This window comes from Vibrio sp. VPAP30 (assembly GCF_001188205.1).
Lineage (GTDB): Bacteria > Pseudomonadota > Gammaproteobacteria > Enterobacterales > Vibrionaceae > Vibrio > Vibrio bivalvicida.
Genome location: NZ_LBLS01000016.1, coordinates 202,416 through 216,254, shown reverse-complemented (window position 1 = coordinate 216,254; position 13,839 = coordinate 202,416). Strand labels below are relative to the sequence as shown.

Annotated in this window: 13 protein-coding genes; 2 read left to right on the top strand and 11 right to left on the bottom strand. The window is 44.2% G+C overall.

Translation table 11 applies throughout. From position 1 onward, the window contains the following. Positions 1–44 precede the first annotated feature (44 nt). Entirely contained in the window at positions 45–1,019 is a 975-nt protein-coding gene (cysB, locus tag ZX61_RS05225; protein WP_049843650.1) for an HTH-type transcriptional regulator CysB, read from the bottom strand. Positions 1,020–1,316: 297 nt separating this feature from the next. Here cysB and ZX61_RS05220 point away from each other — a divergent pair, with 297 nt between their 5' ends. Together ZX61_RS05220 and miaE are read left to right on the top strand one after the other, a co-directional pair. Next, on the top strand, positions 1,317–2,081 hold the full coding sequence (locus ZX61_RS05220) for a hypothetical protein (RefSeq protein ID WP_049843649.1): 765 nt from the start codon (positions 1,317–1,319) through the stop codon (positions 2,079–2,081). Between the two features lie 72 nt (positions 2,082–2,153). Then, the gene (gene miaE, locus ZX61_RS05215) at positions 2,154–2,924 is read left to right on the top strand and encodes a tRNA isopentenyl-2-thiomethyl-A-37 hydroxylase MiaE (RefSeq protein WP_049843648.1); all 771 of its coding nucleotides are present in this window, start codon (positions 2,154–2,156) and stop codon (positions 2,922–2,924) included. Positions 2,925–2,994: 70 nt separating this feature from the next. Here miaE and pyrF read toward each other — a convergent pair whose 3' ends face one another. The 10 genes from pyrF to lon form a co-directional block, all read right to left on the bottom strand. Next, complete coding sequence (gene pyrF / locus ZX61_RS05210) at positions 2,995–3,690, bottom strand: orotidine-5'-phosphate decarboxylase (protein WP_049843647.1); 696 nt, start codon at positions 3,688–3,690, stop codon at positions 2,995–2,997. An 88-nt stretch (positions 3,691–3,778) separates the two neighbouring features. Next, complete coding sequence (gene lapB / locus ZX61_RS05205) at positions 3,779–4,948, bottom strand: lipopolysaccharide assembly protein LapB (protein ID WP_049843646.1); 1,170 nt, start codon at positions 4,946–4,948, stop codon at positions 3,779–3,781. Positions 4,949–4,975: 27 nt separating this feature from the next. Next, positions 4,976–5,254, bottom strand: a complete 279-nt coding sequence (locus ZX61_RS05200; protein WP_049843645.1) for a LapA family protein — start codon at positions 5,252–5,254, stop codon at positions 4,976–4,978. 141 nt (positions 5,255–5,395) lie between these two features. Continuing rightward, positions 5,396–5,677 carry an integration host factor subunit beta gene (ihfB, locus tag ZX61_RS05195; protein WP_049843644.1) on the bottom strand — a complete coding sequence of 94 codons (282 nt, stop codon included), beginning with the start codon at positions 5,675–5,677 and terminating at the stop codon, positions 5,396–5,398. A gap of 212 nt (positions 5,678–5,889) precedes the next feature. Next, a complete protein-coding gene (gene rpsA / locus ZX61_RS05190) occupies positions 5,890–7,560 on the bottom strand; it encodes a 30S ribosomal protein S1 (RefSeq protein ID WP_049843643.1) in 1,671 nt (556 codons plus the stop codon). Positions 7,561–7,663: 103 nt separating this feature from the next. Next, a complete protein-coding gene (gene cmk, locus ZX61_RS05185; RefSeq protein WP_049843642.1) occupies positions 7,664–8,344 on the bottom strand; it encodes a (d)CMP kinase in 681 nt (226 codons plus the stop codon). Positions 8,345–8,491: 147 nt separating this feature from the next. Next, a complete protein-coding gene (locus ZX61_RS05180; protein ID WP_049843641.1) occupies positions 8,492–8,785 on the bottom strand; it encodes a ComEA family DNA-binding protein in 294 nt (97 codons plus the stop codon). A 135-nt stretch (positions 8,786–8,920) separates the two neighbouring features. Further along, on the bottom strand, positions 8,921–10,780 hold the full coding sequence (gene ppiD / locus ZX61_RS05175; protein ID WP_049843640.1) for a peptidylprolyl isomerase: 1,860 nt from the start codon (positions 10,778–10,780) through the stop codon (positions 8,921–8,923). 176 nt (positions 10,781–10,956) lie between these two features. Further along, on the bottom strand, positions 10,957–11,229 hold the full coding sequence (locus ZX61_RS05170; RefSeq protein ID WP_049843639.1) for an HU family DNA-binding protein: 273 nt from the start codon (positions 11,227–11,229) through the stop codon (positions 10,957–10,959). A gap of 193 nt (positions 11,230–11,422) precedes the next feature. After that, positions 11,423–13,774 (bottom strand): endopeptidase La, encoded by a 2,352-nt coding sequence (lon, locus tag ZX61_RS05165; protein ID WP_049843638.1) that lies wholly within the window; start codon positions 13,772–13,774, stop codon positions 11,423–11,425. Between the last annotated feature and the right edge of the window lie 65 nt (positions 13,775–13,839).

The window sequence follows — 13,839 nt, the reverse complement described above, 5'->3', positions numbered from 1 at the left end:
ACTTCCCCCTAAACGAGTATTTTAGAGGGAAGCCTACTGAGATGCTAGCGTACCGGTAAATCGATATCTTTAAACATTTCGTCGATCTCAGCATTTGATTTCAATGACAAAGCTTGCTCGACGACAGGTCGTGTCAAATGTGGCGCAAATCTTTCCATAAAATCAAACATGTAAGAGCGTAAAAAGGTACCACGCCTAAATCCAATACTTGTGGTACTTGCACCAAAGATGTGGCTTGCATCAATCGCAACTAAGTCAGTGTCTTGCTCTTGGTCAATCGCCATACTCGCAATCACACCAACACCTATTCCCATGCGCACATACGTTTTAATCACGTCAGCGTCGGTTGCAGTAAAGACGACTCTTGGTGTTAAGCCATATTTGTTAAATGCCGTGTCTAACTCTGAGCGCCCAGTAAATCCAAACACATAGGTCACCAGAGGATAGCTAGCCAGATCTTGAATCGTCACTTTCTCTTTCTGAGCCAATGGGTGCGACTTAGGTACAACGATCGAACGATTCCAGTGATAACAAGGCAGCATGATCGCATCTTGGTATAAATGCAACGCTTCAGTGGCAATGGCAAAGTTGGCCGTACCCTTGGCTATTGCTTCGGACATTTGTGAAGGTGTACCTTGGTGCATGTGCAGCGACACCTTCGGGTAGCGCGCAGTAAAGCCTTTGATCACGTCAGGCAGCGCATAACGAGCCTGGGTATGAGTCGTTGAAATGTTTAAGGTACCCATCTCAGGATGAGTATGTTCACCCGCAACAGCTTTGATACTTTCTACGCGGGCTAAAATTTCCTGAGAAATGCGGATAATATCTTCACCCGCTCCTGTCACTTGAGTTAAGTGCTTGCCACTACGCTCAAATATTTGAATACCGAGTTCGTCTTCTAATAAGCGAACTTGCTTACTAATACCTGGTTGCGAGGTGTATAGGCTCTCTGCGGTTGCAGATACATTTAGGTTATGGTTAACAACCTCAACAATATACTTCAATTGTTGTAATTTCATTCTTGACCTCGCAATCCCTTATCGACGCCCCATGATGAGCAAATATGGTTTATAATATTTAGTTATAACGCCAATAGCTTTAAATTGATAGTCCCAGCGCTATTAAGGTAAAGAAAAGCCGGTTGTTTTTGCGCTTAATTGCCCATTTTGCAACCAATTACTCAGATTAAGCTTTGCAATCAGAGTTTTCATTAATAAACTTTATCAATTAGGCGATAATACAAAACAGGTGCAGTAGCTTAGCGGAATCGTGTATGCTTATCTGCTAGCCATTAAAAAACATAAGATACGGAATTTATGAATATTGGTTTAATCATAGCTTTAGTTGCCATCTTACTCGTCTTGGTTCTCGGCTATAACATTATGCTGCAGTATAAAGTTAAAGCAGAAACGGCAAGAAAACAGGAAAGTTCACGCTATTTACAGATCATAGATGCGACCGAAGAGCTTATCGGACATGCTCATCATATGCCTTATAGTAAAGAGCTATTGATGTGTCTGAATACCCGTATTCTCGACGCGTTGCAAAGTATGTACGAACTCGACCCAAAGAATAAGCAGTTGGAACAGCGAGTCGAACATGTAAAACAGCAAATCAAACAGCTCGAAGATAACTTTAAAGGTGGCGAAAGCGCGAGCTTTAAAGTTCCAACCAGTGATAAGCAAGCCATTGTCATGCTTAAGCTTGTGAAACGACTTCGCGACACCGTTCGTAGCGAACATAATAAAGGACGTTTTGAAACCCAAGCTTACGTGGCAGAAAATGCTCGTTTAGAGACAATCCAAGTTCGCATCAACATAGAGAACGTAATCAAGCGTTCAAACGATGCGATTGTTCGTGGTCAGCCAGGTACCGCTATTCAACTATTGAAGAAAGGTCTCGATGCGCTAAGTACGAAGAACGACAGTTACTCGACCCAAGCTCGCGAAAAACTGCAGACGATGTACGATGAGTTAGAAAACAAACGTCAAAGCAAAAATGCGGAAGAGCTTCATCAAATCGAAGAAGATCAACGCAAAGACGATATGGATGCACTCTTTGGTGAAAAGAAAAAGTGGTAATATAATCCCACTGAACGTATTCAAAAAGGTCGCGAACGCGGCCTTTTCTTTTTAATAACTGTTAAAATATAAATGATAGAACTAGAACAATACCAGAGCTTGTTGGCGCCTATTAACGGTTTTTTACACTGCTCAACACCAGAACAATGGGTAGAAGAAGCGCGCAAGCCTGAGAACCTAAAAGTAGTCCTTATAGACCATCTACTATGTGAGCTAAAGGCAGGCCAGTCTGCAATGTATCTGATCCGCAAATACGCGGTAGACAAACAAAGCGCGCATAACCTGCTCGATTGGTTTAAACCCTATGAAGACTTTGCCTACCGAAAAACTGGAAATTTAGATACGTTAAAGGGCAAAAGTAATATCTCTAAAGCGATTATGGCAAAATCTGATTCGCTATATAGCCAAGATCTTATCGACAAAATGGTTTTATTGATTAAAGAAGAGCTACACCACTTTTATCAAGTACTCGAAATCATGAACAATCGTGATATCACCTACGAGCCGGTGCAAGCGAGCCGTTACGCCAAAGGGCTGCTCAGTAACATGGCAACCCATGAGCCACAGACGCTCATCGACAAGCTGATAATTGGTGCATACATAGAAGCTCGCTCTTGTGAACGCTTTGCTAAGCTTGCACCACATATGGATGAAGATATCGCTAAATTCTATATTTCTTTATTACGCTCAGAAGCACGTCACTATCAAGACTACCTTACTCTCGCTGAAGAGATTGCAGGTGAAAATATCAGTGAACGCATTGACTACTTTGGAAAACTAGAAGCAGAGTTGATTTCGTCACTAGATAGCGATTTTAAGTTTCATAGCGGAATTCCAGCATAAACGACTTACCTCGTAGCATAGAAACGACAAAGGCCAGTATCAAACCGGCCTTTGCTTCAACTGGGAAAGGTTACACTAGTGTGGCGTTGATTTCTGCTAATACTACGGCAGGGTCTTCCGCTTGAGTAATCGGACGACCAATCACTAAGTAATCTGAACCTGCTTGGACTGCATCGACAGGTGTCATAATACGTTTTTGGTCACCAACAGCAGCACCCGCAGGGCGAATACCTGGTGTTACTAATTTGAACTCGCTACCTAGCTCAGCTTTTAACATTGACGCTTCCTGCGCCGAGCAAACCACACCATCTAAACCTGAGTTTTTGGTTAGATTAGCCAGACGAATGACTTGCTCTTGTGGCTGAATGTTAAGGCCAATACCCGCCAAGTCGCTCTGCTCCATACTGGTTAGCACAGTCACACCAATCAGTAGTGGACGATCTTTACCATAAGGCTCTAGAATTTCGCGTGATGCTGTCATCATTCGTTCACCACCACTTGCATGAACGTTAACCATCCATACGCCTAGTTCTGCTGCTGCGCGCACCGCCTTTGAACAGGTATTTGGAATATCGTGGAACTTAAGATCAAGAAAGACTGAAAAACCACGCTTGTGCAGTTGCTTGACGAAATCAGGACCAAATAGTGTAAACATCTCTTTGCCAACTTTTAAGCGGCATGAGCTTGGGTCAATTCTATCAACAAAAGCGAGTGCATCGGCTTGGTTATCATAATCAAGTGCAACTATTACTTTTTGGTCGATCATTTCATCTCCTAACTTACTTTAAACAAATCGAAAAAAAGCAGCGGGATCACCGCTGCTATTTTGTGATGGGATTGCCCCATGCGAAAAATTATTCACCGTCCAATCCTCGGATTGGCTTAATCGTCCCCCATCCTTTACAGGAAGGACAATGCCAATACATCGAATGAGTCGAGAAGCCACACTTACGGCAGCGATAATGAGGCTTAACTTTGAGTTGCTCCCCAACCAGCTTTTGTAATGTACCAAGGCTAGCCTTAGCTCTACCTTCTTCAGCCTCAGCTAAATGATAGTCCATCAAGCGGTAGAAACCTTTCATGGTCGGGTTCTTAACCAGTTGACGAGTTAATAACTCTTGAGCGGCTCCGGCACCATCATGCTGCGCAACAAGTTGTGCCAGCATCAATTCTGCAGATACTCCCGCCTTATTGACGATACACTGGCGTAAAAAGTTTAGCAGCTCATCTTCTTGCCCAAGATGGTGATAACACTCGGCCAAAGTGGGTAATACCTCACTGACGAAATCGCTATCTTGCTCTAACACCATCTCCATATACTTGATGGTGCTCTTGTAATCTTCTTCGTCAAGATACAGCTTGCCTAGCGCAATGCTAGCGCGAACACATTTAGGGTCTTCTGACAGCGCACGTTTAAAATTGTGCATTGCTTCGGCATGGTGTCCATCAGCTTTTTCCTGCATCGCAAGCTCACACCAAAAGTGACCTATGCTAGTACACATCCTCTTGCGACCCATCTTGACCAGCAGAGAAGCGTAGTGAATCGCTTTGTTCCATTCTCTAGTCTGCTGATAAATTGAGACAAGCTGTTGCAGTGCACCCTCACGATGATCCGGCTCTTCAACCAACTGTTCAAAGATTTTTTCAGCACGGTCTAAAAATCCAGATGCCATATAATCTTTCGCAAGTTGCTGCAAAGCGATATTTTTCTGATCGATAGTCAGACCAGAACGAGAGATTAAGTTTTGGTGAATACGAATTGCACGATCGACTTCGCCTCTAGAGCGGAATAGATTGCCGAGCGCGAGGTGCGTATCGATCGTTTCATTATCGACTTGAAGAAGTTCGATAAAATGATCAACCGCTTTGTCAGATTGATCTGACAAGAGAAGGTTCAAACCCGTCACATATTGACGTGAAATCTGATTTGATTGTTTCTGCTTGTCTTGCTGGGCACTACGATTACCCATATACCAGCCATAAGCGGCGGCAATTGGCAATAACAAGAAGAGAATTTCTAACATCGAGTAACAGCCTACCTAGATACCGATTTAAGCTTTACCTTGATTAGCTTCACTCACTGGAGGAGAAAGCTTGTTTAGCTGCTTCTTTAATTTACGAACCTGCAATTTAGACTTCAGGTGCAAACTGCCAAAAATCAGCCACGCCAGTGCGAACCCAACTACAAATACACCACCTAGCAGCGTCGATAGATGGAAATCACCTTGCGCAATAAGGTAGTTGAAGTTGACGATTGCCTGATTCTGAGAGCCTAATGCCAATGCAATTAAAAATAGGGCCAGCACGAGAACGATTTTTATAATTTTCATAGTCCATCACCTAAGATAAGTTCTGCCGATACGATTATGCAGTAAAAGCTACAAACAAACCATGGTTATCTCTGTAATTCCAATGATAAAAAAGCGGCATACGCTCTGTATGCCGCTTTTTTATCAGTCTTTTACAATGAACTAGCCGAGATTAACGCGCTCGCGCAGCTCTTTACCAGGTTTGAAGTGAGGGACAAATTTCCCTTCAAGCTCCACTTTATCGCCTGTTTTTGGATTACGGCCAACACGAGGTTCGCGGAAGTGTAAAGAGAAGCTACCGAAGCCACGAATCTCGATTCTGTCACCATTTTCTAGTGTCGATGCCATATGCTCCAAAATATCTTTTACAGCATCTTCTATCTCTTTCGCTGAAAGGTGCGTTTGTTCAGCGCACAGTCTTTCAATCAATTCAGACTTAGTCATAGTTGTCCTCGTAGAGTAATTTATCACTTATTATAGTAAGTAATACCAGTTCCAACAAACACTTGCTTTCAATTTTAGACAATAATTGAGCAATATGTGTAGTGAAAAATTGCTTTTTTTAGAACGCTTTGAAGAGATTGGTATTACTACTAGTCAACTTTCTAGCATAAAAAAGGAGCCTTTCGGCTCCTTTATTCTTAAAAGCGATTTAATTATTCGCTTTTAGCTGCTTTGAAAGCGTCAGCCATAGCGTTACCGAATGAAGCATCGTCTGCTTTGTTCAGTGAAGCCATTGCTTCTTGCTCTTCAGCTTCGTCTTTAGCTTTGATAGATAGGTTGATTACGCGGTTCTTACGGTCTACACCTGTGAACTTAGCTTCAACACTGTCACCAGCGCTTAGGATTAGAGAAGCGTCTTCTACGCGGTCACGAGAAACTTCAGAAGCGCGGATGTAACCTTCTACGCCTTCTTCAAGCTCGATAGTTGCACCTTTAGCGTCAACAGCAACAACAGTACCGTTAACTAGAGTGCCTTTCTTCTTCTCTGCAACGTAAGCATTGAATGGGTCGTTTTCCATTTGCTTAACGCCTAGAGAGATACGCTCACGCTCAGCGTCTACTGCTAGTACTACTGCAGAGATTTCGTCGCCTTTCTTGTACTCACGTACCGCTTCTTCACCAGCAACATTCCAAGAAATGTCAGATAGGTGAACTAGACCGTCGATGCCGCCATCTAGACCGATGAAGATACCGAAGTCAGTGATAGACTTGATCTTACCAGTAACTTTGTCGCCTTTAGCTTGCGCTTCAGCGAAAGATTGCCATGGGTTAGCTTTACACTGTTTTAGGCCTAGAGAGATACGACGACGCTCTTCGTCGATTTCAAGAACCATAACCTCAACTTCGTCGCCAACATTAACAACTTTAGATGGGTGAATGTTCTTGTTAGTCCAATCCATTTCAGAAACGTGTACTAGACCTTCAACGCCTTCTTCGATTTCAACGAAACAGCCGTAGTCAGTTAGGTTAGTAACGCGACCAGATAGTTTGTGACCTTCTGGGTAACGCTTAGCGATTGCTACCCATGGATCTTCGCCTAGCTGCTTAAGACCTAGTGATACGCGAGTACGCTCACGATCGAACTTAAGAACTTTAACTTGGATCTCGTCACCAACGTTCACGATCTCAGAAGGGTGCTTAACGCGCTTCCAAGCCATGTCAGTGATGTGTAGTAGGCCGTCAACGCCACCTAGGTCTACGAATGCACCGTAGTCAGTAAGGTTCTTAACGATACCTTTAACTTCTGCGCCTTCTTGTAGAGTTTCTAGAAGCTCATCACGCTCAACGCTGTTCTCAGACTCGATTACTGCACGACGAGAAACAACTACGTTGTTACGCTTCTGGTCAAGTTTGATAACTTTGAACTCTAGCTCTTTGTTTTCTAGGTGAGCAGTGTCACGGATAGGACGTACGTCTACTAGTGAACCAGGAAGGAAAGCACGGATACCGTTTAGTTCAACAGTGAAACCGCCTTTAACTTTACCGTTGATGATACCAACAACAGTTTCAGCTTCTTCGTAAGCCTTCTCAAGTACGATCCAAGCTTCGTGACGCTTCGCTTTCTCACGAGAAAGTTGAGTCTCACCGAAACCGTCTTCTACAGCGTCTAGAGCTACGTCTACTTCAGAACCAACTTCAACTTCAAGTTCGCCAGCAGCGTTCTTGAACTGTTCAGCAGGGATTGCAGACTCAGACTTTAGACCAGCGTCAACAAGAACAAAACCGTTCTCGATAGCTACTACAGTACCTTTAACGATAGTGCCTTGTTGGAATTCAGTCTCGTTTAGAAACTCTTCAAAGAGTTGAGCAAAAGATTCAGTCATTTATTTAATCTTCAATAAATTAAACGTCCACGGGTATCCTACCGCGTGGGGTTATTAAATTCGCCAGTCATCATCCTTGCGACCAACGCTCTTACCTAGCCGCCTAAGCGACTAGCTTCGATTCGATATATTGTAGTGCTTTTTCTACCACTTCGTCGATACTCATCGTAGTAGAATCTAGCAAAAGCGCATCCTCTGCAGGGCGTAATGGTGCCACTGGGCGGTTACGATCTCGGTCGTCACGCTCTTGGATCTCGCGCAAAAGGTCGTCAAATTTAACATCTAAACCCTTGCCTTGCAACTGTTTAAGGCGGCGAGTCGCGCGCTCTTCAGCGCTAGCATCAAGGAAAATTTTCACCTCAGCCTGAGGAAAAACAACCGTGCCCATATCACGGCCATCGGCAACTAGACCTTCGCCTTCAGCAAAGGCACGCTGACGACGCAATAGAGCCTCACGTACTCGTGGTAGAGCAGCCACTTTTGACGCAGCCATACCGGTTTCTTCTTTGCGTAGCTCTCCTGAGACATCTTCGCCTTCAAGAATGACTTTCACTAAATCACCTTCAGCTATAAACTGAACATCTAGGTGAGTCGCTAGTGGGACAAGCGCATCTTCAGACTCTATGTCCACACCATGGTGGATAGCCGCAAGCGCAAGTACGCGGTAAATAGCACCTGAATCTAATAAGTGGAAACCTAGTTTGTTTGCCAAAAGCATACAAAGAGTGCCTTTACCCGCACCACTTGGTCCATCAACGGTCACAACCGGTGTATGAGACGACATGTTTTACTCCATGTTGGTTGTGGATCAACGCGCTACGCTTTGACCCTAATTCGGCGACAAATTATAGAGGGAAACCGCTATCGGTTCTAGGTTCGATTGGGGGAATTAAGAAAAAGAGCGCCAACGCGCCCTTAGAAGGTTAGCAAATTACAATTGTATTCGAGATTGGTTTTTCGTGACTAACGCAGAACCAATCCCTTTAACTTCAGTCAGCGCCTCGGCACTGACAAACTTACCGTGTAGTTCACGATACTCAACGATTGCTTGCGCTTTCTTTAAACCTATACCGTTCAATAAATCGGCTAACTCCTGCGCACTTGCAGTATTAATATTGACCGTTATTTCAATCCCGTCATATTTCGGATTGGGTTTGGCTTCATCTGCAAGAGACAATGGAGCGGTAAATGTCAGAGCCGCAATTAGAATGGCCTTTTTTAGCATACTGGCTTCCTTGTTTGTTAATGTACTCGCTCAGCATACCGCCCCCATAATCCAACCCCATGACCAACCCCGCAAAATAAAACGGACTGCAAAAGCAGTCCGTTTTAAGTTATGTATCAATTACACACGCTGTGATTATTGGGTCACAACATAGTATTCGATATCTATCGTCTTACGTAAGATATTGATTAAACCTGATAGATCTTGTTGAGCATTAACTTGCGTTAATTGTGAACCAATCTGCTGGTTATATTGCGGGTCGAATTCTGACGCAACTCTGGTCAGTTCAACAACGACAATATCACCATTAAGATCTTTAGCTTGAGCAAAGCCGACTTCACCTTGCGCAGGTTTTGTCATTGAGAACACAACATCAGCAAGTGGCGAGCTGCGATCAAGTGTTTCTACTTCACCGAATGCCAAACCATTTTCACTTAGCAGATCTTGTTTACCTTGCTTAAGCTCATCAACTAGGTTTTGTGCTAGTTCGATTGCCGTCTGCTCACCTTTAACATTCGCTAAAGCTGTAGTCACATCACTGCGAACTTCGTCTAAAGGAAGAACAATCTCGTCACGGCTATCTTCAACACGAACCACAACAACATGCTCAGGAGCAACTTCAATCACTTCAGAGTTCAAACCATCTTCTTTTACTTCTGGGCTAACAATTGCTTGAAGTACTGCTGGAGTTTTTAGCAGTTCAGGCGCATCACGCTCTGAAATAAAGTCTGTAGTTTGGATTTTCGCACTAATGGCTTTAGCAGCATCATCAAGAGAATCTGGGTATTCAAACGCCACTTTCTCTAGCTCGCTTTGAAGCTCGTAGTACTGATCGATGGCTTGCTGATCTTTAAGCTCTTGCTTAATCTCCGCAGCAACTTCTTGATAAGGCTTAGCCACAGAGTCTTTCAGTTCATCAAGCTTGATAATGTGGTAACCAAACTCAGACTTAACCAATCCTGTTGTTTCACCCACTTTAGTTAAAGCAAACGCTGCCTCTTCGAACGTTGGATCCATCACATCACGTTCAATCCAACCTAGCGAACCGCCTTCAGAAGCACTGCCGAAGTCATCAGATTTCTCTTCAGCTAACGCTGTAAAATCAGCACCCGCATTTAACTCATCAAGAATAGCTTGAGCTTTCGCTTCGTCATCGCCTTCTACAAGGATATGGCTTACGCGGCGCTGCTCTTCTGAAGAGTACTTATCAAGGTGTTCTTGGTAATATTGCTCTGCTTGCTCATCAGTGATTTCGATACCGTCTTTAAGCTGCTGCGCTGAAAGTTCGATATAGGCAACTTTTACCTGTTCAGGGCGAGTGTAACGCTCAGGGTTTTGTTTATAGTAGTCATTGATCTCTTCCTCAGACAGCATAGCTTTCGCTGCAAAGTCAGCCAGAGATAGCGTAACTTTTTTGATATCACGAGTTTGAGTAAGCAGTTTACTTTGCGCTTCAACTTCACCAGGTAATGAGAAGTCGCTACCTTGAATTGCAGTCAAAAGTTGGTTACGCACTAAGTCACGACGCAGGTATTCAGCAAAGCTTTCCGCAGAGAAACCCGCGCGGCGAAGTGCCGTTTGATAGATGTCTTGGTCGAACTCACCATCAACTTGGAACTGAGGCATTTCTAGAATCAGTGTTCGAACTTGCGAGTCACTTACACGTAAACCGAGCGACTCTGCGTGTTGTTCTAGGAGTAAGTCATTCACCATACGGTCAAGAACAGATTTACGGAAAGATTCTACATAACTTGGGTCTGCTAATAGGTTTGAGAAGTAATCACCAAGTTGTGCTTGCATACGATTACGTTCATTTTGGTAAGCTTGTTCGAACTCACCACGGCCAATTTCCACATTGCCTACTTTCGCCGCTGAGTTGCTTGAGCCACCAACAATGTAGCTACCCACACCTGCAAATACGAAAGATAGGATGATAAGTCCTAGGATAATTTTAACCGCGATGCTGTTAACGCCTTCGCGTAATCGGTCCATCATACTTAAACTACTCTCCGCTTATGCACCATGTCTAAGTACGCAAGACTAAGCACGATGCACGTCATTAAAATTAAAAATTGAATAGCGCGATAATACCAGAAAAAGAAATGCGCATCAGTATGATGCGCATAATTTAAAAAGGTTCGAAAAAATCGGCCTAACTGGCGACTTTTTGATTAGTTACAAGAGTCTTTCAGAGCTTTACCAGCTTTGAACGCAGGAACTTTCGCTTCTGCGATTTGGATCTCTTCACCCGTTTTAGGGTTACGACCAGTGCGCGCAGCACGAGTACGTACGCTGAATGTACCGAAGCCAACTAATGCAACTTGGTCACCAGACTGCAGTGTGTCACCTACCGCATCGATGAATGCGTCTAGAGCACGACCAGCAGACGCTTTTGATAGGTCTGCACTTTCTGCGATTTTTTCTACTAATTGTGTTTTATTCACTGTGATTCCCCTTTGTGCCGCCTGATTTTATTTTTGTCGGCAGCTTTACGTTCCATTTTATTTCAAATTAGCGACAAACCCTTATGTTACAAGGCTTGAAGCTATAGTCGCTAAAGTTAGCGCCCAAAAAAAACGCTGACAAGCCTTTTTATGCTTATCAGCGTAATCTTTTACTTATTTTTGCTACACATCACTATTTTACGGCTGCAAACTCGACACCTGACGGCTCTTTTTCTAGTGCAACTTTCAACACTTCGTCGATCCATTGCACCGGAATAACCTTCAGATCTGCAATAACATTATCAGGAATCTCTTCCAGATCACGTTCATTGTCCTTCGGGATTAGTACCGTTTTGATGCCGCCACGGTGTGCCGCCAGCAGCTTCTCTTTCAAGCCACCAATCGGAAGAACTTCACCGCGCAGAGTAATTTCACCTGTCATCGCAACTTCAGCTTTTACAGGGTTGCCTGTTAAGCTAGAGACGAGCGCAGTACACATCGCGATACCCGCACTTGGGCCATCTTTAGGTGTAGCACCTTCAGGAACATGGACGTGAATATCACGCTTTTCGTAGAAATCGGAGTTAATACCCAACTTCTCAGCACGAGAACGTACCACTGTCATCGCCGCCTGAATCGACTCTTGCATGACATCGCCCAAAGAGCCTGTTTGCGTTAGCTTGCCTTTACCTGGCATGGCTTCAGTTTCAATGGTAAGTAGGTCACCCCCCACTTCGGTCCACGCCAAACCTGTCACTTGACCAATCCGGTTGCTGTCGTCGGCCTTACCATAGTCAAAACGCTGCACACCCAAGTATTCTTTTAGGTTATCCATGCTCACCGTCACGCTCTTAAGATCTTTGTCGAGCAAGATGTTCTTCACAGCTTTACGACAGATCTTCGAAATCTCACGCTCTAGGCTACGCACACCAGCCTCGCGAGTGTAGTAGCGAATAATACCGATGATTGCTGAGTCTTCGATAACAATTTCGCCGACTTTTAGGCCATTGCGTTTAATCTGCTTGTCAACCAAGTGGCGCTTCGCGATATTAAGTTTTTCGTCTTCTGTGTAACCAGATAGACGGATCACTTCCATACGATCCAACAACGGGCCAGGGATATTCATCGAGTTAGACGTCGCAACAAACATTACATCAGACAAATCGTAGTCTACTTCTAAGTAGTGATCGTTGAACGCGTTGTTTTGTTCTGGGTCTAGTACTTCTAACAGTGCTGATGACGGGTCGCCACGCATATCAGAAGACATTTTATCGATCTCATCCAGTAGGAATAGTGGGTTTTTCACACCAACTTTCGACATTTTCTGGATTAGCTTACCCGGCATCGAACCAATATAAGTACGACGGTGACCGCGGATTTCCGCTTCGTCACGCACACCACCGAGAGCCATACGCGTGTATTGGCGACCAGTAGCTGCCGCAATAGAACGACCCAGAGACGTTTTACCCACACCTGGAGGGCCGACAAGACACAGAATCGGGCCTTTAAGTTTATTGATACGATTTTGAACTGCTAAGTACTCAAGAATACGTTCTTTTACGCGCTCAAGACCGTAGTGGTCCTCGTTTAGAACCTCTTCTGCTTTCGCCAGGTTCTTCTTAACCTTAGAGCGCTTTGCCCAAGGAACGCCTAGCATCCAGTCGATATAACCACGTACTACGGTCGCTTCTGCCGACATAGGAGACATCATTTTCAGCTTTTGTAGCTCTTGTTCCGTCTTCTCGCGTGCTTCTTGTGGCATTTTCGAATCGACGATCTTCTGCTTCAACGCTTCAAATTCATCGACGCCATCTTCACTTTCGCCGAGCTCTTTCTGAATCGCTTTCATCTGCTCATTCAGATAGTATTCACGCTGCGACTTTTCCATCTGCTTTTTAACGCGAGTACGGATACGTTTCTCAACTTGGAGCAGGTCGATCTCAGATTCCATTTGCCCCATCAAGAACTCTAAACGCTCACTCACGTCTAGAATCTCCAGAACGTTCTGTTTTTCTGCCAATTTAAGTGGCATATGCGCGGCGATGGTATCGGCAAGACGAGCTGCTTCATCAATTCCATTTAGAGAAGTCAGAACTTCTGGCGGAATTTTCTTGTTGAGTTTGATGAAGCCTTCAAATTGATTAATCGCACTGCGCACGATAACTTCTTGCTCACGCTCGTCTAACTCTTCAGTAGTCAGATATTCTGCGTCAGCAAAGAAAAATTCGTTTTCGATAAAGTGATTGATTTTTGCGCGCTGCTGACCTTCTACCAACACCTTAACCGTACCATCTGGTAGTTTAAGTAGTTGTAAGATTGTCGCTACGGTACCAACTTCAAATAAGTCCGCTTGATTTGGCTCATCAGTATCCGCTTCTTTCTGGGCTACCAATAATACTTGCTTGTTGTTATCCATTGCTGCCTCTAAACAAGCAATCGATTTTTCGCGTCCAACAAACAATGGAATTACCATATGCGGGTAAACGACTACATCTCGTAGAGGTAGTACGGGGATCTCGATACGTTCGGAACGTTCCAAGTTCATATTCTTCTCTCTTCCGCTTTGTCCTATGAGCAGTATATGGGGGCTAATTGGTTGGATTCAATGAA

What these genes read in the sequence shown, in the direction of transcription:
- cysB (WP_049843650.1), bottom strand. Translation starts at nt 1,019, where the DNA reads ATGAAATTACAACAATTGAAGTATATTGTTGAGGTTGTTAACCATAAC.
- ZX61_RS05220 (WP_049843649.1), top strand. Translation starts at nt 1,317, where the DNA reads ATGAATATTGGTTTAATCATAGCTTTAGTTGCCATCTTACTCGTCTTG.
- miaE (WP_049843648.1), top strand. Translation starts at nt 2,154, where the DNA reads ATGATAGAACTAGAACAATACCAGAGCTTGTTGGCGCCTATTAACGGT.
- pyrF (WP_049843647.1), bottom strand. Translation starts at nt 3,690, where the DNA reads ATGATCGACCAAAAAGTAATAGTTGCACTTGATTATGATAACCAAGCC.
- lapB (WP_049843646.1), bottom strand. Translation starts at nt 4,948, where the DNA reads ATGTTAGAAATTCTCTTCTTGTTATTGCCAATTGCCGCCGCTTATGGC.
- ZX61_RS05200 (WP_049843645.1), bottom strand. Translation starts at nt 5,254, where the DNA reads ATGAAAATTATAAAAATCGTTCTCGTGCTGGCCCTATTTTTAATTGCA.
- ihfB (WP_049843644.1), bottom strand. Translation starts at nt 5,677, where the DNA reads ATGACTAAGTCTGAATTGATTGAAAGACTGTGCGCTGAACAAACGCAC.
- rpsA (WP_049843643.1), bottom strand. Translation starts at nt 7,560, where the DNA reads ATGACTGAATCTTTTGCTCAACTCTTTGAAGAGTTTCTAAACGAGACT.
- cmk (WP_049843642.1), bottom strand. Translation starts at nt 8,344, where the DNA reads ATGTCGTCTCATACACCGGTTGTGACCGTTGATGGACCAAGTGGTGCG.
- ZX61_RS05180 (WP_049843641.1), bottom strand. Translation starts at nt 8,785, where the DNA reads ATGCTAAAAAAGGCCATTCTAATTGCGGCTCTGACATTTACCGCTCCA.
- ppiD (WP_049843640.1), bottom strand. Translation starts at nt 10,780, where the DNA reads ATGATGGACCGATTACGCGAAGGCGTTAACAGCATCGCGGTTAAAATT.
- lon (WP_049843638.1), bottom strand. Translation starts at nt 13,774, where the DNA reads ATGAACTTGGAACGTTCCGAACGTATCGAGATCCCCGTACTACCTCTA.